The 20856-nt window shown below is 72.1% G+C and carries 16 protein-coding genes; 3 read left to right on the top strand and 13 right to left on the bottom strand.

Features of this window, described 5'->3' with window-relative positions:
* Window positions 1-11: 11 nt before the first annotated feature.
* Both AC1DIW_RS03875 and ffh read right to left on the bottom strand, forming a co-directional pair.
* Complete coding sequence (locus tag AC1DIW_RS03875) at window positions 12-986, bottom strand: S1C family serine protease (RefSeq protein WP_478106525.1); 975 nt, start codon at window positions 984-986, stop codon at window positions 12-14.
* Window positions 987-1103: 117 nt separating this feature from the next.
* Entirely contained in the window at window positions 1104-2750 is a 1647-nt protein-coding gene (gene ffh / locus AC1DIW_RS03870) for a signal recognition particle protein (RefSeq protein ID WP_442278919.1), read from the bottom strand.
* A 95-nt stretch (window positions 2751-2845) separates the two neighbouring features.
* On the opposite strand from ffh, the gene AC1DIW_RS03865 reads away from it, so the two are divergent.
* The gene (locus AC1DIW_RS03865; protein ID WP_478106524.1) at window positions 2846-3247 is read left to right on the top strand and encodes an NUDIX hydrolase; all 402 of its coding nucleotides are present in this window, start codon (window positions 2846-2848) and stop codon (window positions 3245-3247) included.
* A gap of 105 nt (window positions 3248-3352) precedes the next feature.
* On the opposite strand, the gene AC1DIW_RS03860 is transcribed toward AC1DIW_RS03865, so the two are convergent.
* The 6 genes from AC1DIW_RS03860 to smc form a co-directional block, all read right to left on the bottom strand.
* Complete coding sequence (locus tag AC1DIW_RS03860; protein WP_478106523.1) at window positions 3353-5716, bottom strand: [protein-PII] uridylyltransferase; 2364 nt, start codon at window positions 5714-5716, stop codon at window positions 3353-3355.
* An 80-nt stretch (window positions 5717-5796) separates the two neighbouring features.
* Window positions 5797-6135, bottom strand: a complete 339-nt coding sequence (locus AC1DIW_RS03855; protein ID WP_442278916.1) for a P-II family nitrogen regulator — start codon at window positions 6133-6135, stop codon at window positions 5797-5799.
* The gene (locus tag AC1DIW_RS03850; protein ID WP_478106522.1) at window positions 6132-7598 is read right to left on the bottom strand and encodes an ammonium transporter; all 1467 of its coding nucleotides are present in this window, start codon (window positions 7596-7598) and stop codon (window positions 6132-6134) included. Before AC1DIW_RS03850 ends, AC1DIW_RS03855 begins: the two co-directional genes overlap by 4 nt.
* A 224-nt stretch (window positions 7599-7822) precedes the next feature.
* Window positions 7823-9037 carry a signal recognition particle-docking protein FtsY gene (ftsY, locus tag AC1DIW_RS03845; RefSeq protein WP_442278914.1) on the bottom strand — a complete coding sequence of 405 codons (1215 nt, stop codon included), beginning with the start codon at window positions 9035-9037 and terminating at the stop codon, window positions 7823-7825.
* Between the two features lie 133 nt (window positions 9038-9170).
* Window positions 9171-9353 (bottom strand): hypothetical protein, encoded by a 183-nt coding sequence (locus tag AC1DIW_RS03840; protein ID WP_442278913.1) that lies wholly within the window; start codon window positions 9351-9353, stop codon window positions 9171-9173.
* A 144-nt stretch (window positions 9354-9497) separates the two neighbouring features.
* The gene (gene smc, locus AC1DIW_RS03835) at window positions 9498-13076 is read right to left on the bottom strand and encodes a chromosome segregation protein SMC (protein ID WP_478106521.1); all 3579 of its coding nucleotides are present in this window, start codon (window positions 13074-13076) and stop codon (window positions 9498-9500) included.
* 114 nt (window positions 13077-13190) lie between these two features.
* Here smc and AC1DIW_RS03830 point away from each other — a divergent pair, with 114 nt between their 5' ends.
* Window positions 13191-13850 (top strand): MSMEG_1061 family FMN-dependent PPOX-type flavoprotein, encoded by a 660-nt coding sequence (locus AC1DIW_RS03830; protein ID WP_478106520.1) that lies wholly within the window; start codon window positions 13191-13193, stop codon window positions 13848-13850.
* A 23-nt stretch (window positions 13851-13873) separates the two neighbouring features.
* Here AC1DIW_RS03830 and AC1DIW_RS03825 read toward each other — a convergent pair whose 3' ends face one another.
* On the bottom strand, window positions 13874-14176 hold the full coding sequence (locus AC1DIW_RS03825; protein WP_442278910.1) for a chorismate mutase: 303 nt from the start codon (window positions 14174-14176) through the stop codon (window positions 13874-13876).
* Window positions 14177-14194: 18 nt separating this feature from the next.
* The gene (locus AC1DIW_RS03820; RefSeq protein ID WP_442278909.1) at window positions 14195-14509 is read right to left on the bottom strand and encodes an acylphosphatase; all 315 of its coding nucleotides are present in this window, start codon (window positions 14507-14509) and stop codon (window positions 14195-14197) included.
* Window positions 14510-14616: 107 nt separating this feature from the next.
* Between AC1DIW_RS03820 and AC1DIW_RS03815 the strand changes: the two genes are divergently transcribed.
* Window positions 14617-16641, top strand: coding sequence for an acyltransferase family protein (locus AC1DIW_RS03815; RefSeq protein ID WP_478106519.1), 2025 nt, complete (start codon window positions 14617-14619; stop codon window positions 16639-16641).
* A 25-nt stretch (window positions 16642-16666) separates the two neighbouring features.
* Here AC1DIW_RS03815 and AC1DIW_RS03810 read toward each other — a convergent pair whose 3' ends face one another.
* From AC1DIW_RS03810 to AC1DIW_RS03800, 3 genes are all read right to left on the bottom strand, one after another.
* The gene (locus AC1DIW_RS03810) at window positions 16667-17509 is read right to left on the bottom strand and encodes an MOSC domain-containing protein (RefSeq protein ID WP_478106518.1); all 843 of its coding nucleotides are present in this window, start codon (window positions 17507-17509) and stop codon (window positions 16667-16669) included.
* Window positions 17510-17520: 11 nt separating this feature from the next.
* Window positions 17521-19446, bottom strand: coding sequence for a M3 family metallopeptidase (locus AC1DIW_RS03805; RefSeq protein ID WP_478106517.1), 1926 nt, complete (start codon window positions 19444-19446; stop codon window positions 17521-17523).
* A 91-nt stretch (window positions 19447-19537) separates the two neighbouring features.
* Window positions 19538-20833, bottom strand: coding sequence for a hydroxyacid-oxoacid transhydrogenase (locus AC1DIW_RS03800; RefSeq protein WP_478106516.1), 1296 nt, complete (start codon window positions 20831-20833; stop codon window positions 19538-19540).
* Window positions 20834-20856: the final 23 nt, after the last annotated feature.

The raw sequence follows: 20856 nt of genomic DNA, 5'->3' as shown, positions 1-20856 counted from the left end.
GTCCCTCTCCGTCACCCGCGCAGCAGCCGCGGCACGGCGCGGACGTCGACGAGTGCAGCTCCCCGGAGGACGGTGACCTCGATCGGGCGCCCGATCGCCTCGTCCAGCAGGATCCGCTGGAGCGACTGTGCGTCGGACAGCGGTCTGCCGTCCGCGGCGACGACGACATCGCCCCGGATCAGGCCGGCGTGCTCAGCCGGGCGGTCCGGCACGACCTCAGCGATGCGCAGCGCGGTGCGCCGGCCCAGTCGGGCCGCGACCTCGTCGGTCACCGGCACCGGGACGGTGACGAGTCCGAGGTAGGCGCGGCGGACATGCCCGTCCTCGACGAGGGCCTCGATGATCCGTCGGGTCGTCGCGTTGATGGGCACCGCGAGACCGAGCCCGATCCCGGCGACCGCCGTGTTGATGCCGACGACGCGGGCCCGTGAGTCGGCCAGCGCGCCGCCGGAGTTGCCCGGGTTAAGAAGTGCGTCGGTCTGGATGACGTCCTCGACGAAGCGGGAGGCCCTGCCGGACCGGGTCGGCAGCGAGCGACCGAGCGCGCTGACGACGCCCGCGGTGACACTGCCCTCGAGCCCGAGCGGGTTGCCGATGGCGACGACGACCTGCCCGACCCTGAGCCGGTCGGCGTCGCCGAACTCCGGCGGGGACGTGAGTGCTTCCTCGGCGCGCACGACGGCGAGGTCCGAGAGCGGGTCCGCGCCGACGAGGTGGACCGGAACGGACCGGCCGTCGGAGAAGTTCGCGGTGCCGTGGTCGACGCCGTGCACGACGTGGGCGTTGGTCAGGAGCAGGCCGTCCGCGGTCAGCGTCACTGCGGAGCCTCCGCCCTCGACGGCGCCGCCCCGGACCGGTCGGCTGACCCGGAGGCTCGCGACGAGCGGCGTGAGCCGGGCGGCCACGGTGCTCACCGCGCGCGAGTACGCGTCGAGGCCGTCGCCGTCGCCCGGGTCAGCGGCCGCCGTCATCTCGAAGCGCGCCATCACCCCTCCTCGCGGACCCGGACACCCACGTCCCGTGGCCCCAGAGTGGTCAGCGCGAAGGTCACGACCGGCATTCCCGCGGTGAGACGGGATGCCGGAGGTGTGGGGCCGGAACGGTCAGCGGCCTCCGCCGAGGAACTTCTCGAAGCCCTTGGGCAGGCTCGACGGGTCGAAACCGGCCATCGGGTCGGCGTCGTCGGCCGCACGGTCGGGGCCGCCCGCATCGCCCGCGCCCGGAGCCCCGAACGCGCTCGCGGCGGAGGCGGCACGCCCCGAGGCGGCCTTCTCCGCGGCGGCCCGCTCCTCGGCGGCGCGCTTGGCGGGGTTGCCGCTCTTGCTCTTCTTGCGCTGCGGGGCCTGCTTGCCGCGCTTGCCGGCACCGGGGATGCCGGGCATGCCCGGGAGGCCGCCACCGCCCCCGCGGGCCATCGACTTCATCATCTTCTGGGCCTGGCCGAAGCGCTCGAGCAGCTGGTTGACCTCGGTGACGGTGACGCCCGAGCCCTTGGCGATGCGGGCGCGGCGCGAGCCGTTGATCTGCTTGGGGTGGGTGCGCTCGAACGGGGTCATCGAGCGGACCATCGCCTCGACGCGGTCGAACTCGCGGTCGTCGAAGGCGTCGAGCTGGTCGCGCATCCCCTGCATGCCCGGCATCATCTTGAGCATCGACTTGAGCGAGCCCATCTTCTTGATGGCGTTCATCTGCTGGAGGAAGTCCTCGAAGGTGAAGTCCTCCTCGGCGAGGAACTTACGCGCCATCTCGTCGGCCTGGCGCTTGTCGAACGCCTTCTCGGCCTGCTCGATGAGGGTCAGCACGTCACCCATGTCGAGGATGCGGCTGGCCATGCGGTCGGGGTGGAACACCTCGATGTCGGTGACCTTCTCACCCGTCGAGGCGAACATGATCGGCTCGCCGGTGAGCTCGGCGACCGACAGGGCGGCACCACCACGGGCGTCGCCGTCGAGCTTGGACAGGACGACACCGGTGAAGGCGACGCCCTCGTGGAACGCCTGGGCGGTCTCGACGGCAGCCTGGCCGATCATGGCGTCGAGGACGAAGAGGACCTCGTCGGGCGCGATGGCCGTGCGGATGTCGGAGGCCTGCTGCATGAGGTTGGCGTCGACGGCGAGGCGGCCTGCGGTGTCGACGATGACGACGTCGTACTGCTTGGCGCGAGCCTGCTCGATACCCATCCGGGAGACGTGGACGGGGTCACCGAACGAGCGGGTGCCCTCGCCGGAGTCGAGCACGGCGTCGTGGCCGCCCATGTTGCCCCGCTCGGGCGCGAAGACGGGGATGCCGGCTCGCTCGCCGACGACCTCGAGCTGGGTCACGGCGTTCGGGCGCTGGAGGTCGGCCGCGACGAGGAGCGGCGTGTGCCCCTGGCTCTTGAGCCACTTGCCGAGCTTGCCGGCGAAGGTCGTCTTGCCCGAGCCCTGGAGGCCGGCCAGCATGATGACCGTCGGCGGCTGCTTGGCGAAGCGGATGGTGCGCGTCTGCCCGCCGAGGATCGCGACGAGCTCCTCCTGCACGATCTTGACGACCTGCTGGGCCGGGTTGAGCGCCTGGCTGACCTCGGCGCCGAGGGCCCGCTCGCGCACCGAGCTGGTGAACCGCTTGACGACGGGCAGGGCGACGTCGGCGTCGAGCAGGGCGAGGCGGATGTCGCGGATCGTCGCGTTGACGTCGGACTCCGTGAGCCGGCCCTTGCCGCGGAGGTTCTTGAACGTCGCGGTCAGGCGGTCAGACAGGGATGCAAACACCGGGCAAGGTTATCCGCTCCGGCGCGTGGGTCCGACCCGACGTCCGAGGAGGTATGCCGTGAGCCGCGGTGGCGCGCGGAGGTTACGTTGGTCGGATGGCTGACCTCATCGACAAGATCGCGTGGATCCACCTGGACGAGCGGCGCCTGCTCGTGGCCCGCAACGCCGGCCGCGAGCGGTTCTACCTGCCCGGCGGCAAGCGCGAGCCGGGCGAGAGCGACGTGGAGACGCTGGTCCGCGAGCTCGACGAGGAGCTGGCGGTCACGGTTGATGCTGCGACGGCCAGGCACGTCGGCACGTTCGAGGCGCTCGCCGACGCGCGTACGGACGGCCTCCTCGTGCGCCTCACCTGCTACACCGCCCTCCACACGGGCACGTTCGTGCCGTCGCGGGAGATCGAGGAGATCGCGTGGCTGACGGCCGGGGACGGCGACCGGGTGTCCGCCGTCGACCGGCTCGTCCTCGCCCACCTGCACGAGGCCGACCTGCTCGACTGAGGCCCTGCACCCTCCCCTCCCCCGGTTCGAGGTATCTGCGCGGCCCCCGGACCGCGCAGATACCTCGAACCGCCTGGGAGGTGGCGAGGAGGAGGCGGCGGCTGCTCAGTCGGCGTCGCAGGTGTCGATGATCATCGCGACCGCCTGCGCGGCCCGGGCGGGCGCCAGCTGCCCACCACCGAACTCGGTCACGTAGAACGTATCGAGGGTCTGGCCGGCATACGTGGCGATGTGGGCGGAGCGCACCGACAACGACGCCCGGGCGAGCGTGATGCCGATGTCCTGCAGCAGTCCCGGGCGGTCGGTGGCGCGCACCTCGATGACCGTCGCGGTGTCGGACGCGCTGCTGATGACCATGGCCCGCGTCGAGTCGACCGACCCCGAGCCGGGGCTTCGGACCCCCGAGGACTTGCGTCGCTGCAGCTTGCCCAGCGGCGCGCGGTCGCCCTTCGCGACCCGCATGAGGTCGCGGCCGATCACCCCGGGAAGCGGGGTCTCGCCGGAGGGCGAGTCGACCCACCACTCGTTGACGGCGACGCCGTCGATGGTGCGGACGATGGCCGAGCGCACGACGAAGCCGTGCGCGGCGAGCAGGCCGGCCGCGTCGGCGAAGAGGCCGGCGCGGTCGCGGTCGATGATGTCGATGCGGTGGGCGCCACCGAGGGATGACACGGTGACGTAGGGCTCTCCGGACGCGATGCGGTCGAGGGCGTCGCCCCCGAGCGCCAGGGTCTCGATCGGTTCCACGACGAGAGGCCCCTCTCCTGGGGTGTGGGCGATGAGTGCCGAACGGCAGGCCTGGTAGAGGCGCTGGACGAGGCCGGCCCGCCAGTCGCTCCAGGCCTTGGGCCCGGCGGCGGACGCGTCGGCCTCGGTGAGGGCGCGCAGGAGGTCGAGGGTCGTGGCCGAGCCGTGGACGGCGTCCGAGAGCGCGATGATCGTCGCCGGGTCCTCGGGGTCGCGACGGGTGGCCAGCTCGACGAGGGTGAGATGCTCCCGGACCAGGCGCACGACGGTCCCGCGGTCGGCGTCGGTGACACCCATCCGCCGGAGCACCGAGTCGGCGAGCCCGGCCCCGGTCACGGAGTGGTCCTGCGAGCCCGGCACCTTGCCGATGTCGTGGAGCACCGCCGCGAGCATGAGCAGGTCGGGCCGCGCGACGTCGCGGACCATGCCGCTCGCCGCCACGACGGTCTCGATGAGGTGCCGGTCGACGGTGTGCCGGTGCACGGCGTTGCGCTGCGGGCGGCTGCGCACCGCCTGCCACTCAGGGATCCACCGCTCGACGACGCCGGCGAGGTCGAGCCCCTCCCACACGGTGACGAGCCCGGGCCCCGACGCGAGCAGGTCCGCAAAGAGGTTGCGGGCCACCTCGGGCCACGGCTCGGGCAGCGAGGGTGCGGTGGCGGCGAGGTTCTTCAGTGTCGTCGGCGACAGGGGTATCCCGCCACGCGCGGCCACGACAGCGGCCCGCAGCGGGGTGATCGGGTCGGACGACAGGTCGGCCGACGGTCCGAGAACCGCCTCCCCGTCGTGCCGGTAGAGGCCGTAGCCGAGCGGCGCCAGCTGCGGGCGGCGGGGACCGACGCGCAGCGTGCGGGCGCGCTGGGACTGCATGGCGCGGCGCAGGGTGCCGTCGACGGCATACGCGATGGTGCGTGCCGACGTCGACAGGTCGGTGAGCAGGTCGTCGGCGTCGGTGTAGCCGAGCAGCGCCGCGCACGCGTCCTGGTCGTCGCGCGTCAACCGGTCCCGGCCGCGCCCGGTGACGACGTGGATGGCGTCGCGGACGTCGAGGATGCGTTCGTAGGCCTCGTCGACCTCACCGTGCGGGCGGTCGGTGAGCCACGCGGCCGTGAGGGCCCGCAGCACCGACATGTCCCGCAGGCCGCCGTGGGCCTCCTTGAGGTCGGGCTCGATGAGGTGCGCGAGGTCGCCCTGGCGGGCGTGTCGCTGGACCACGGACTCCTGCATCTCGCCGAGACGGGTGCGGGCGTTGGCCCGCCAGTCGTGCGCCACCGTGGAGCGGGCCGCGTTGACGACGTCGGCGTCACCGGCCACGTGGGTCAGGTCGAGCAGCCCGACCGCCGCGGACAGGTCGTCGGAGGCGACGGCGCGGCATTCGGCGACCGTGCGGACGCTGTGGTCGAGGCGCACCCCGGCGTCCCAGATGGGATACCAGAGCTTGTCGGCGAAGGCGCCGACCTCCTTGCCGGAGAGGCCGCGGGGGTGGTGCACCAGCACCAGGTCGTAGTCGCTGAGCGGTCCGCCGTCGCTGCGGGCCAGCGAGCCGACGGCAGCGAGCGCGACACCTTCGTGCCGGCGCCCGGAGCACGCCTCGCGCCACAGCTCCTGGAGCCATCCGAACCCGAACTCCGCGAGCGCCCGGCGGCGGGTCTGGCCCGCGCCGGGCGTCGCGAAGGTCCGGGTGCCGGCGAGGTCCAGACGTCGTGAGGTCACATCCGTCATGTCAGGTCTCGCCGTCCCCTTGGGTTTGGTGTTGCGGGTGTCTCTGGTGCTCGTCGTGCTGTGGAGCGGTCCGTCGGCGCTCAGAGGGCGTCGACGCCCCGCTCGCCGGTGCGGACGCGCACCACCTCCTCGACCGGGACGGACCAGATCTTGCCGTCACCGATGCGACCGGTCTGCGCGGCCTTAAGGATCACGTCGAGGACGTCCGGGGCGTCGATGTCGTCGACGAGGACCTCGAGCCGCACCTTCGGCACGAAGTCGACGGTGTACTCGGCGCCGCGGTAGACCTCGCTGTGGCCGCGCTGGCGTCCGTAGCCGCTGGCCTCGCTGATGGTCATGCCGGCCACCCCGAAGGCCTCCAGGGCCTCCTTGACCTCGTCGAGCTGGTGCGGCTTGATGATGGCGGTGATGAGCTTCACGCGGATGCCCCTTCCTTGGAGGACGGCTCGTCGGCGACGGGCTGTCGGGTTCGTTCGGCCACGATGCCCGAGGTGGGCAGGCTACGGCTGCCACCCGTGAACGAGCCGAGGTCGTACGCGGTCTCCGCGTGCTCCAGCAGGTCGATACCGCTGACCTCCTCCTCTTCGGAGATGGTGAAGCCCATGGTCTTGTGCAGGACCCAGCCGATGGCGAAGGTCACCACGAAGGAGTAGATCAGCACCGCTACGGCCCCCAGGGTCTGGGCCCAGAGCTGTCCGAAGCCCCCGCCGAAGAAGAGACCGTCGTTCATCGTGAGGCCGGCCGTGCCGGTCGGGCTGTTGGTCGCGTCGGCGAGGAAGCCGATGAGCAGGGTGCCCATGAGGCCGCCGACGAGGTGCACGCCGACCACGTCGAGGCTGTCGTCGAAGCCGAAACGGAACTTGAGGCCGACGGCGAGGGCACAGCCCACACCGGCCGCGAGACCGACGACGAGGGCGCCCCACGGCGAGACGGTGGCGCACGCCGGGGTGATGGCGACGAGGCCGGCGACGACACCGGAGGCCGCGCCGAGCGAGGTGGCGTGGCCGTCGCGGATCTTCTCCGTGATGAGCCAGCCGAGCATGGCCGTGCAGGTGGCACCGAGGGTGTTGACCCAGACGCCCGAGGCCAGCGTGCCTGCGCTGAGGGCCGAGCCTGCGTTGAAGCCGAACCAGCCGAACCACAGGATGCCGGCACCGATCATGACCAGGGTCAGGTTGTGCGGACGCATCGGCTCCTTGGGCCACCCGACCCGCTTGCGGAGCAGGATCGCCAGGGCGAGGCCCGCAACACCGGCGTTGATGTGGATGGCCGTGCCGCCCGCGAAGTCGTAGGCGCCGAGGCCACCGAGGAAGAGTCCGTCGGCCTTGTTGGCGATCCAGCCACCCGTCTCGGCCGCGAAGCCGTTGAAGGCGAAGACCCAGTGGGCTGCCGGGAAGTAGACGAGCGTCGCCCAGATCACCGTGAAGACGGTCCACGTGACGAACCTGGCCCGGTCGGCGATCGCACCCGAGACGAGAGCCACGGCGATGATCGCGAAGACGACCTGGAAGGCGACGAAGGCACCGCCGGGGATGCCGCCTGCCGCTGGCGTGCCCGCGGCAGCCGGTACGTAGCCGTAGATGGCACCGAGCACGCCCTTGAGCCCGAAGTGTTCGAAGGGATTGCCGATGAGGCCGCCGCCGACGTCGTTGCCGAACGTCTCGCTGTAGCCCCAGAGGATCCACGCCGTGCCGACCGTTCCCATGGTGATGAACGACATCATCATCATGTTGAGGACGCTCTTGGTGCGAACCATGCCGCCGTAGAAGAGGGCGAGACCGGGGGTCATGAACAGCACCAGGGCGGCTGCTGCGAGGACCCACGCGGTGTTCCCGCTGTCGGTGAACGGCTTGTCCGCCGTCACGAAGGTAAGTGCGCTCATGGCGAGAACGATGGACGGGTCGGATGTCGTCCGAGCACGCCGTTTGTTACAGCCGTGTCAACAACGCCGGAGCGGTGTTAGCGGATGGTTTCACCCGCCGTGGCCGTCCGGATCGTGGACTCTCCCGCCCACCCCACGGACAGCCCCATGCTGCCCGACCACCCCGGGACGCACGTATGCCGCCCGGCCGGGCCGGGCGGCATACGCGAGGGGTCGGGGGCTGGCTACATGACGATGGCGTCGACGAAGGCCTCGGGGTCGAACGGCGCCAGGTCGTCCGGTCCCTCACCGAGGCCGACGAGCTTGACCGGGACGCCCAGCTGTCGCTGCACCGCGACGACGATGCCGCCCTTGGCGGTGCCGTCGAGCTTGGTCAGGACGATGCCCGTGACGTCGACGGCCTCGGAGAAGACCTTGGCCTGCTGGAGGCCGTTCTGGCCCGTCGTGGCGTCGAGGACGAGCAGGACCTCGTCGATCTCGCTCTGCTTCTCGATGACGCGCTTGACCTTGCCGAGCTCGTCCATGAGGCCGACCTTGTTGTGGAGGCGGCCGGCCGTGTCGATGATGACGACGTCGACCTCCTCCTCGATGCCGGCCTTGACGGCGTCGAAGGCAACGGCGGCCGGGTCGGCACCGTCCTTCTCGGACCGCACGGTGGCGACCCCGACACGGGCGCCCCACGTCTCGAGCTGATCCGCCGCCGCCGCGCGGAAGGTGTCGGCCGCCCCGAGGAGGACCTCGCGGTCCTCGGCCACGAGGACGCGGGCGAGCTTGCCGACGGTCGTCGTCTTGCCGGTGCCGTTGACACCCACGACGAGGATGACGGCGGGCCGCTCGCCGACACGGCTGCTCGCGATGCGACGGTCCATGTCGGGCTGGACGAGCGCGAGCAGGTCTTCGCGGAGCCAGCCGCGGACGGTGGCCTCGTCGGTGGTTCCGTCGACCTTGACGCGCGTGCGCAGCGAGTCGACGAGCTCCATGGTCGCCTCGACGCCGAGGTCGGAGGAGATGAGGGTGTCCTCGACCTCCTCCCACGCCTCCTCGTCGAGCTTGCCGCGCGAGAGCAGGGCGAGCAGGCCCTGCCCGATCGAGGAGTTGGACCGGGCCAGACGCGCCCGCAGTCGCTGCAGCCGGCCGCGGGCGGACTCGGGCCGCTCGAGCGTGGGCTCGGGAGCCGTCGGTGCGACCGGCTCCTCGACCTCGACCCGGGCGGGTGCACCGGGCGTCTCGGGCGGCGCGACGGTGTCCGTCGAGCCTGGGGAGCCCGCGGGTGGTCGGCGGTCGAGGTCCTCGGTGGGCAGGCCCGGGCGTGCCGGCGGCGCCTGGCGCTCGAGGGTGCGGCCGCGCCCGCGCAGGAGGCTGATGCCGTAGCCGACGGCCCCGAGGATGATGGCGACGCCGATGATGACGTAGATCAAGACTGTGTCCACGTCAGCCATCCAACCACGGTCGCAGGGGCCCTCCGTGCGCCCTCGAGGTCGTCCCCCGGGGCGGCGACAGCCTGTCCGAACGCCGATCAGCCACCGGCGTGTGCCGGTGGCTGAGTGTGGTGGGCAGGCGGTCTGACGCGGCCTAGTGGGTGCGGGCGCGCGGGCGACCGAGGGTGCCGGCGCGGCGGCGTGCCGAGCGTGCGACCCCTTCCCCCTTGGCGGTGAGCAGGTCGCGGCCGCCACGGTGCGCGGGCACCGCCACGACGCCGACGACCGCCACACCGAGCACGGTGACGACGAGCATCGAGAGGACCAAGAAAACCATGTGACAAGAGTGACGCATGTGACTCCTGTGGCGCAAATATCGCGGGGTGACGATTTGGCAAACTCCTGACCCGCCGAAACCCCCGGCCACGGGGCCCGGCGCCCGACCGCGGTAGACGCGCGATCGGGGCGTATGCCGGGTGCCTCAGGCCGAGCGGTCGGCGACGTCGCGCAGGCGCTGGGACACGACCGTCGTGACGCCGTCGCCGCGCATGCTGACGCCGTAGAGGGCGTCGGCGATCTCCATCGTCTTCTTCTGGTGGGTGATGACGATGAGCTGGGAGCTGTCGCGCAGCTCCTCGAAGAGGGTGATGAGTCGGCCGAGGTTGGCATCGTCGAGCGCGGCCTCGACCTCGTCCATGATGTAGAACGGCGAGGGGCGAGCCTTGAAGATCGCGACGAGCAGCGCGACGGCGACGAGCGAGCGCTCGCCACCGGAGAGCAGCGACAGCCGCTTGATCTTCTTGCCCGGCGGCCGGGCCTCGACCTCGAGGCCCGTGGTCAGCATGTTCGACGGGTCGGTGAGGACGAGCCGTCCCTCACCGCCGGGGAAGAGCCGCTGGAAGACCCGCTCGAACTGGACCGCGGTGTCCTCGAAGGCCTCGGCGAACACGCGCTCGACGCGCTCGTCGACCTCCCTGACGATGTCCAGCAGGTCCCGCTTGGAGTTCTTGAGGTCCTCGAGCTGCTCCGTGAGGAATTTGTGACGCTCCTCGAGGGCGGTGAACTCCTCCAGGGCGAGGGGGTTGATGCGCCCCAGTGCGTTCAGCTTGCGCTCGGCCTGGCGCAACCGCTTCTCCTGGGCCTCACGCACGAACGGGACGGGATCGGGCTGTGGCGCATCGGGATCCGCGTCGGGGTCGGGCACCGTCGGGACGAGCTGGTGCGGGCCGTACTCCTCGACGAGGTCGGCGGGCGCGACGCCGAGCTCCTCGACCGCCTTGGTCTCGAGCTGCTCGATGCGCAGGCGCTGCTGGGTGCGGGCCACCTCGTCGCGGTGCACGGAGTCGGTCAGCTCACGCAACTCGGCCTGCAGGACCGAGATGTCACGCCGCACGACGGCGAGCTCGGCGTCACGCTCGGTGCGTTCGGCCTCGCCTGCCGCACGGGCGTGCCCCGCCTGCTCGGCCGACTCGGCGAGCAGCGTGTGCGCCCACGTCGCCGCGATGCGCACGGCGTCGGCGACCGCGGCCTCACGCTGCCGACGCGCTCGCTTCTCCGCGAGCCGCCGGCGGGTCTCCTCCTCGTGGCGAGCACTGCGCTCGAGCGCATCGGCGCGGTCCTTGAGGGCACGTGAGCGCTCCTCACGGGTGCGCAGCGCGAGACGCAGCTCGGTCTCGGCCGCGCGGGCCTCACGGGCCACGGCCTCGAGGCGGTCGCGCTCCTCCGTCGACGGCTCGTCGGCGAAGTCGCCCTCGCCGCTCGCGGCCTCGAGTCGTTCGAGGAGGGCTGCGTGCTCGGTCTGGTCGGCCTCGAGGGCCGTCATGGCGTCGGCGATGGCCTTCTCGGTGCGCTCGACCTCGGACCGCGCGGACCGCAGGGTCTGCCCGAGCGAGCCGAGCTTCTCGGCGATCGCGGCCATCCGGGCGTCGCTCTCGTTGAGCCGCTCGAGCGCGGCCTCGACCGCGTCGGTGAGCTCGGCGCACGTCGCCTCGGCGCCCACGACGCGGAAGCGGGCCTCCTCACCCTCGCGGGTGGCCCGGGCCATGGCGTCCTGGGCGTCGTCGAGCGCGGCCTGCAGCTCGAGCAGGCTCGGAGCAGTCGTGCTGCCGCCTCGCACCGTGCCCGGGGCATAGACGTCGCCGCCGCGAGTCACGGCGGTGACGCCGGGATGGGTGCGGACGACCTCCCGGGCCGCCGAGCCGTCCGGCACGAGAGCCACGCGGTCCAGCACCTGCTCGACAGCGGGACGCACGGACTCCGGGCACTCGACGACGTCCCGGGCCCAGCGGGCCTCACCCGACAGGCTGGGCCACGACGCCCGGTCGACGTGCGTCGCAGACTCGGCCACGAGGAGGCTGGCCCGCCCGTTGTCGCCGTCGCGGAGGGCGTCGAGGGCCGCGGCAGCGGCATCGAGCGAGCCGACGGCGAGCGCTTCGGCGGCGGATCCGAGAGCGGCGGCGACGGCATTCTCCAGACCGGGCTCGACCGTGACGAGCGAGGCGACCGACCCGAGGATCTCGTGGCCCTCGTCGGCGGCGGCGAGCAGCGCTGCCGCGCCGTCCTTGCGGCTCAGACTGAGGCCGAGCGCCTCGACCCGGGCGGCGGCCGTGGTGCGCGCGCGCTCCGCGGTGGCCTCGGCCTCCTTCCACCGGGCGAGCTCGGCCTCGGCGGCCTCGAGGCGCGCGGCGGCCTCCTCGTAGGCGGTGTCGAGCCCCTCCTCGCCCTCTTCGTCCTGGGCGACGCTGGATTCGAGTCGGGAGAACTCGTGCTCCGCCTCGGCAGCGCGGGCCTGGGCGGCCTCGATGGTGCTCCGCAGGCGCCCGACCTCGGCCTCGCGGGCCTCGATGCGCGAGGCCTTGGCGCCGACCTGGCCGCCGAGCTTGGCAAGGCCCTCGCGGCGGTCGGCGGCGGCGCGGGCCTCTCGCTGCAGTCGAGCGGTCTCCTCGGCGTGGCCGCGCTCGGCGTCGGTGCGATTCATGACCGCCTCTTCGAGGGCGGCCTTGGCCTCGGCGATCTCCTCGAGGAGGAACGCCTCCTGCTCGCGGACCTCGGCGGCCTGGACGCGCAGCTGCTCCGGGTCCCTGCTCTGACCGGGGGCCTCCGGCTCGTCGTCCTCGCTGAGCAGGCGCACCCGCTCGGCGGCGAGCGACCGCGTCGACGCCATCCGCTCGACGAGGCGGCCGAGCGAGACGTACTCGTCCTGCGCCCGGGTCAGGGCCGGGCGGGCGGCCTCGGCGGCCTCCTCGAGCGTCGACAGCCGGTGCGCGAGGTCGCCGATGGACTCCTCGACCTCCGACCGGCGCTCGATGAGGGCCGACTCGTCGGCGACCTCCTGCTCGAGCGTCGAGGTCAGCTGGACGAGGTCGTCGGCGAGGAGGCGCAGCCGGGCGTCGCGGGCGTCGGTCTGGATGACGGCGGCCTTGCGAGCCGTCTCGGCCTGGCGACCGAGCGGGCCGAGCTGGCGGCGGATCTCGCCGGTGAGGTCCTGCACGCGGGTGAGGTTGGCCTCCATGGTGTCGAGCTTGCGCAGCGCGCGCTCCTTGCGCTTGCGGTGCTTGAGGACGCCCGCGGCCTCCTCGATGAAACCGCGGCGCTCCTCGGGGGTTGCGCGCAGGACGGTGTCGAGCTGGCCCTGGCCGACGATGACGTGCATCTCGCGCCCGATGCCGCTGTCGGAGAGCAGCTCCTGCACGTCGAGCAGCCGGCACGGGGTGCCGTTGATGGCGTACTCGGACCCGCCGTTGCGGAACATCGTCCGGGCGATCGTCACCTCGGTGTAGTCGATCGGGAGCGCGCCGTCGGTGTTGTCGATCGTCAGGGCCACCTCGGCCCGGCCGAGCGGGGCGCGGCCCGACGTGCCGGCGAAGATGACGTCCTCCATCTTCCCGCCGCGCAGCGACTTGGCACCCTGCTCGCCCATGACCCAGGCGAGCGCGTCCACGACGTTGCTCTTGCCGGACCCGTTGGGGCCCACGATGCAGGTGATGCCGGGCTCGAGACGCATGTGGGTCGCCGAGGCGAAGGACTTGAAGCCCTTCAGGGTGAGGCTCTTGACGTACACGACCCGAGAAATCCTTTGTCCAGCCGGCCAGCGATCCCGGTCAGCGTACTAGCCAGCGGTCGCTGCCCCGGGGAGGCGAGCGCCTGGCGGGTGCGAACGGCATACCGTGGACGGGTGGACGCCGACGAGCACCGACACCAGCCTGCCGACGACGCGCACCGGGTCACCTCGATCGAGGGGCTGCTCGAGGTCTACCCCGGCACACCGGCGCCGAACAGCCTCGCCAAGGAGTCCCCGACGATCACCCCGAGCCACGCCCGGATCATCGCGGCGGCGCCGTTCGTCGTCATCGCCACGGTCGGCGACGGCGGTCTCGACCAGTCACCACGCGGCGACCTGCCCGGATTCGTCGTCGTGCGCGACGAGCGCACCCTCGTCATCCCGGACCGGCGCGGCAACCACCGGCTCGACACGCTGCGCAACGTCATCGCCGACCCGCGGGTGGGCCTGCTGTTCCTCGTCCCGGGCCTCGGTGAGGAGCTGCGCGTGCGCGGCTCGGCGGTCATCTCCACGGACCCCGACGAGCTGGCACGACACGAGGTCAGGGGTGTCCGGCCGACTTCCGTGCTCGTCGTCACGGTCGAGCGCATCTACTTCCAGTGCGCCCGCGCGGTCAAGCGGAGTCGGCTGTGGGCCAACGAGTCCCGCGTCGACCCGAGCACGCTGCCCACCGCGGGGACGATGACGCGTGAGGCCGGGGGCTTCACGACCGACGCCGAGGTCGCGGCCTACGACGCGGCCCTCGACGAGCGGCAGGACGCGACCCTCTACTGAGGCGTCCCCGGTGGGGGCAGGGGTTACGCGTTGCCGTTCGCGATGCGCTCGTGGTGGTGGATGACCTCGGCGATGATGAAGTTCAGGAACGCCTCGGCGAACACCGGGTCGAGGCCGGCGCTGTCGGCGAGCGACCGCAGCCGCGCGATCTGCCGCTCCTCGCGCTGCGGGTCGGCGGCGGGCAGGTGCTGCTCGGCCTTGAGCCGGCCGACCTGCTGGGTGCACTTGAAGCGCTCCGCCAGCAGGTGGACGAGCGCTGCATCGATGTTGTCGATGCTGCTGCGCAGCCGGGCGAGCTCTGCGGGAACCTCGGGCACGTCGCTCACGCCGCCAGCCTAGGCGGCTCAGCGCTCCGCGAATCCGGCGATCCCGTCCCTCGGAACGCCGGGCTGCGCGACGACGCCCTCGACGTGTCCGGGCCGTCTGGTCGTCGACGGGCTCTCGCGCAGCAGGGCCTCGAGGGCGTCGACGGCCTCCGGGCTTCCCTGGGCCACGATCTCCACGCGTCCGTCAGTGGTGTTGCGGGCGTGCCCGACGAGACCGAGCTCGAGCGCGCGTGCGCGCGTCCACCACCGGAAGCCGACGCCCTGCACGGTGCCACGCACGAACATCGTGACCCTGACCGGCGGGCGCGCCGCCTCGTTCGCTCCCTCGTCCACCCCGACACGGTATGCCGCGTGGCGTCGCAGCGTCAGCACCACCCGTCACTATGCTCGCGGCAGGCACAGCGGCGGCTCCACCCACCGAGGCCCACGGAAGGAGCGACGTGACGACGTCGGCGATTTCACGGGCGGCCGGCACGAGCCGGACCGCCCAGACGGCCACGGGGGCCATCCCGCGATCGGGGCGTGCTCGCCCGGAGCAGACCCCGGCGGGACACGGGGAGCGCATCGAGGGCCTCGACGGGCTGCGGGCCCTCGCCATCGTCGGTGTCCTCGTCTACCACCTCAACGCGTCGTGGCTGCCCGGCGGTTTCCTCGGGGTCGACGTCTTCTTCGTGGTCTCGGGCTTCCTCATCACGACGCTCCTGCTGCGCGAGCACCACCGCAGCGGCCGGATCGCCTTGTCGCAGTTCTGGGTCCGCCGCGCGCGTCGTCTGCTTCCCGCGCTCGTCCTCTGCGTCGTCACGAGCGTCCTCATCGCCCGCGGTGTCAGCCAGGACCTCCTCGTCGACGTGGGACGCCAGATGCTCGGCGCCCTCACCTTCTCGACGAACTGGCTCGAGATCACTGCGGGCACGAGCTACTTCGACCAGACCGCACCGCAGCTCTTCATGAACTTCTGGTCCCTGGCGGTCGAGGAGCAGTTCTACCTGCTCTGGCCCCTCCTGACCCTCGCGCTGCTGGCGGTGTCGAGCCGGATGCGGGTGGCCGTGGCGGTCGCCGTCGGCGCGGCCTCCTCGCTGCTCATGGCCGCGCTCTTCACGCCCGGCACCGACGCGACGCGCGTCTACTACGGCACCGACACGCACGTCATGGGGCTCATGGCCGGCGCGGCGCTCGCGTTCGCCTGGGCGAGTCCGCGCCTGGCGTCGTGGGTGGCGCCGTCGCGCTGGGGGCGGTTCGGGTCGTATGCCGTGCCCCTCGCTCTCGGGATCCTGCTCGCCGAGATGGCCTTCCTCGACGAGCAGTCGACGCTGACCTTCCGCGGCGGCATCGTGGCGGCGTCGTTGGCGACAGCCGTCCTCGTCATGGGTCTGGTCGAGCGGCGCCCCGACGGCATGACCCGGGCGAACGGTGTGACCCCGGTCCGGCGGGTCATGCGCCATCCCGCCGCGTCGTGGGTCGGGGCCAGGTCCTACTCGATCTACCTCTGGCACTGGCCCGTCATCCTCCTCGTGGCCCTCGACAACCCGTCCGCCCCGGGCACGACCTCGCACCTGCTGACCCGCCTGTGGTGCGTGCTCGTGACGCTCGCGCTCGCCGACCTGACCTTCCGCTTCGTCGAGACCCCGTTCCGGACCCTCGGCTTCCGAGGGGTGGCGTCGAGCCTGCGCCGGGGCGTGTCGGGACTGACCCTCCGCGGCAAGCGAGGCCTCGGCGCGGTCGTCGCCGTCCTGGCCGTCGTGACCGCCGTCATCGTCGTCACGGCTCCCGACCAGAGTGAGACCGCCAGGATGCTCGCCGAGAACGAGGCGGCGGCAGACGCGACGCCGACGCCGGCCGCACCGGCGGGCGCCGCACCAGCGGCGACGAGCACACCGTTTCCGGCGAAGACCACGGGCGGCCCGCCGTCGGGGACCGCGTCGGCCGCGAACGCCTCGTTCACGATGCCGAGCGGAGGCGAGATCGACGCCTACGGCGACTCGATCATGGTCGGCAGCCTGCAGGCCCTGCGCTACTACTTCCCCGGCATCCGGATCGACGCGAAGTCCAACCGTCGGTGGTCCGACGGGCTCAGGGAGGTCGCGGACCGCGGCGTCGGCAACCGGCGCGCGGTCATCCTCGCCTTCGGCACGAACGCCGGGGTCGACGAGGACGCCGTCAAGAAGGTGCTCGACACCCTCGGCCCCGACCGCATGGTCGTCCTCGTCAACATCATGGCCCCCTTCGCACGCGTCGACACCGACAACGCCACGCTCGAGCTCGTCGCTCGAGGCCGCCCCAACGTCGTCGTCGCCGACTGGGCGGATGCCATCCGCGCCCACCCGGACCAGGTCCAGTCCGACCGCATCCACCCCACGATCAGGGGCGCCCACCTCTTCTCCAAGACGGTGCGTCAGGCGATGGCCGACCTCTCCGCGAGGAACACCGGCAAGACGGTCGTGCTCAAGGAGCTCCCGATCCCGTGAGCGCCGCCGGCGCCCGGTCGTAACCTCAGCCGGCGATCACCGGGTCGCCCACGCGGAGGGTCGCGCCGGGGTCGAGCGGCAGCACGGGCGTGAGCCTGATGCCGAACCACGTGGCGCCGTCCCACTTCCGGTGCCGAGCCAGGGTGCGGATCGGCTCCTTGCCGGAGCGCAGGTCGTCGCTGTCGATCGTCGTCATGACGCAGCGGTCACACACCATCGTCGTGCGGAACGGCACGTTGCCGATGCGCACCGACGACCACTGGTCCTCGGCGAAGGGCGCGCCGCCGGCCACGACGACGTTGGGCCGGAACCGCTGGTGCGACAGGGGATCCCGGGGCTCCTCACCTCGCTCGAGGGCCGTCTCGAGCACCCAGTCGTTGAGGCGCGCCAGCGACGACTCCGACGTGACGTGGACGGGCGCGGCGTCCGAGAGCGAGTTGCGGTCGCCCTCGACGCCGCCCAGGTCAGGTCGGATCGGGCGGTGCGTCGCGTCGTCCTGCCACACCAGGCGCAGCGGACGCCCCGCCCGTTCGGTCAGCCACCCGTCGGCGCCGGGAGCAGCAGGTCGAGCGCGGTCCTGCCCGGAGAACCGCACCGGCACGGGTGCGGCGTCGCGGGGCGGTGCCACCTCGAGCGGGTCCGCGCCGGGGGCGAGCAGGCGCACTCCCCCACCGTCGAGCGACTCGGCCCGCAGCCCGAGCAGGGCGTGCTCCTCGCGGGCGGTGACCTTGGTGCCGTCAGGGTCGACGACCGCCCACCGACGGTCACCCCGCAGCCCTTGCGCCTCCACGACCGCCGCGTCGAGGCTCACCCCGCCGAGCGACTTGACGGGGTATGCCGTCAGCGACGTGACGTGCACCCCCTCCATCCCGCGCGGGGTCACTCGGCGAGCCAGGCGGCATACGCGTCGAAGGTGTAGGGCCGGCCGAGGAAGTCCTCGACGAGGTCCGCGGCGTCGCGTCGGCCGCCCTGCACGAGCACCTTGTCCCGGTAGGCACCGGCGATCTCGGGGTCGAAGAGGTCACCGCGGTCGAAGGCCGAGAACATGTCCTTGGCGATGACGAGCGACCACATGTAGGTGTAGTAGGCCGAGCTGTAGCCGTCGAGGTGCCCGAAGTGGCACTGCATGTGCGTGCCCGGCAGGTACGGGAAGACGGAGTAGCGGTCCATCAGCTCGCGCAGGCGGGCCGTGAGGTCGTCGCTCTCCTGCACGTGGAAGTCGTAGGACAGCGCGGCGTAGAACATCTGGGTGCGGGCGTCGTAGCCCTTGCCGAAGTCGTCGGCCCGGCGCATCGCCTCGACGAGCTCGGCCGGGATGACCTCGCCGTCGGCGTTGCGGGCGAAGGTGGCGAGGACGTCGGCGTCCCAGGCCCACTCCTCGAGCATCTGGCTCGGCGCCTCGACGAAGTCCCACTCGGTCGCGACCCCCGAGAACCGGACCCACTCGGTCCGGCCGGCCAGGACGTGGTGCACGAGGTGACCGAACTCGTGGAAGAGCGTGACGACCTCGTCGTGCTCCAGCAGGCCGCGGTTGAAGTTGCACACGAGCACGCCCTCGGCCAGCTGCGTGCCGGCGACGCCACGGACGAGGTCGAACTGGGCCGCGTGCTTGTACTTGCCCTCGCGCGGGTGCAGGTCGAGGTGGATGCGGCCGATGCGCTCGCCCGAGAACGACACGTCGTAGGTCGCGACCTCCTCGTGCCACGTGCGGGCGTCCTCGCGCGGGACCGGTGACCACTCGAGCCCGAAGAGACGTCCCGTCACGTCGAGCAGGCCCTGGCGGACCGACTCGAACGGGAAGTACGTGCGGACCTGCTGGGCGTCGACCGCCAGCTGCTCCTTGCGGACGAGCTCGGCGTAGTAGGAGGTGTCGGCGCCGTCGATGTCGGTGGCCTCGGGGCGGTCCTGCCGCAACCGTTCGAGCAGCACCGCCTTGTCGCGCTCGGCGCTCGCCGTCGACAGCTCGGCGATGCGGTCGATGAACTCGCCGATGGCCTTGCCGCTGCCGATCATCTTGACCTCGGCGTCGTAGTCGGCCCACGACGCGTAGCCCAGCAGCGCGGCGTGCTCGCGACGGACGGCGAAGATCTCCTGGAGCACGCGGTCGTTAGCGGGCCAGGCGATGGTGAGGAACTCGGTGACGAGGTCGCGGCGTGCCTGCGCGTCCCGCGCGAAGGTGCGGAACGGCACGACGTCGGGGTAGTCGGTGGTCACCGTGACGAGCCCCTCGTCGTCGACGGAGTGCGCGTCGACCCAGTCCTGGGGCAGCCCGGCCAGGCGGTCGGGGGTGACGCGGATGCTCCGGACGTTCTCGCGGATGTTCTTGCTGAACTCCTGGCTCAGCAGGATGGCGCGCTCGCTCAGCTCGCGCAGCCGGTCGCGCGTCGCCTCGTCCTGGTCGACGCCCGAGCGGCGGAAGTCGCGCAGGGTGCGCTCGAGGACCCGCGTCGCGTCGGCGTCGAGGCCGCTCGCGTCGAGGCCGGCGAGGACGGCATACAACCCGGTGTCGAGGCCGAGGTCGGTGTCGAGCTTCTGCACCTGCTGCGCCACCGACTCGGCACGCTCGCGCACCGCACCGTCCGGGTGGACCTCGGAGAAGAGCGAGCCGACCGAGGCGGCGTTGGACAGTGCCGTCTGCGCGTCGTTCCAGACCCGCAGGACCTCGAGCGGCTCCTTCGGCGGGTCGCTGCGCAGGCCCTCGACGAGGGACCGGGCCAGCGCGAGCTGCTGCTCGCCGCGGGCACCGACCCAGTCGAGCCAGTCGCTCTCGAGGGGAAGGGGCAGGTGGGTCGGCTCGGTCGTCACAGACGGCACTGTATGCCGACGCACGGGAGCTCACGGCCGCTACCGGCCTGCGCCCCCGTGTTCCCCCGAAAAACCCGCGTGGTTGCCTTCGCTAGTCCCAGAGCTGCAGCGAGCGGGTCATGATCCCGACGAGGTCGTCGGGGCCGACCTCGCGAGGACTCGTCGCGAGCAGCCGCTGCTGCTTGAGCGACCCGTCGACGAGGTCGTCGACGTCGTGCTCGCCGTAGCCGACGGCGTGCAGGCCGTTGGGCAGTCCGATGTCGCGCATCAGGTCGACGAGGACGCCGGGCAGCACATCGCGCGAGTCGGAGTCCCAGCGATCTCCGTGGCCGGGGTCGAGCAGGCGGGCAGCGGCCAGATGGCGCTCCGGGTCGGACTCGAACGTCCAACGGAATGCTTCGGGTGCGGTCAGCGCGACGGCCATGCCGTGCGGCACCATCGGCTCGTCCCGCGGGTAGCCGTCCGGGTGGAAGTCGCGAACCCGACCGGCGATGGGGTAGGCGTTGGCGTGCGGCACGTGGACGCCGGCGTTGCCGAACCCGAGCCCCGCGAACGTCGCCGCGAGGGCCATGTCGCCGCGGGCGGCCTCGTCGCCGCCGTCTCGCACGGCGGTGCGGAAGGCCTTGGCCAGCAGCGACATCGAGCGTTCGGACCACATGTCGGAGATCGGGTTGCTGCCGCAGTACGGCACGCGCTCGCCAGGCTGCTTGCGCTCGTAGCTGGTGAACGGGCGCGCCGTCCAGCTCTCGAGGGCGTGGCACAGGATGTCCATCCCGGCGCTTGCCGTGACCCCCGCGGGTTGCGTGGCCGTCAGGCGCGGGTCGACGACCGCCAGGCTGGGACGGAGCCGGACATGACTGATGCCCGTCTTGACCTTGAGCGCGAGGACGTCGAGCACGCAGATGGTCGTGCTCTCGGCGCCGGTGCCCGTCGTCGTCGGCACCGCGACGAGGGGCGCGAGCGGCTGCGTGGGAGCCCGCCCCTCGCCCACCGGTGCGTTGACGTAGTCCATGAGGTCTCCGCCGTCGCTGAGCAGCAGGTCGACCGCCTTCGCCGTGTCGATGGCCGAACCGCCGCCGACCGCCACGTAACCGTCGAAGGGTCCGTCGGCGCGGGCCCGGTCGACCGCGACCTGCAGGCTGGCGTCCGTCGGCTCGACGTGCGCCGAGTCGTGGACGACGGCCTCGATGCCGAACCCCCGGATGCCCTCGGCCACCCGTTCGGGCCACCCGGTCGCCAGCACACCGGCGTCGGTGACGACGAGGACCCGGTGCACGCCGAGCGCCCCGAGGTCGTGCCCGATCTCGTCGGCGGCGCCGGCGCCGAACTTCAGCTGTGGAGCTCCGTAGGTGAAGACGGACTCGGGGTTGGCTGGTGACCACGTCATGCGCCCACCCTAGGGTGGCACCC

Source organism: Terrabacter sp. 01T434, assembly GCF_056398545.1.
The sequence above is the reverse complement of the archived record's forward strand: the minus strand, read 5'-3'. Positions and strand labels throughout refer to the sequence as shown.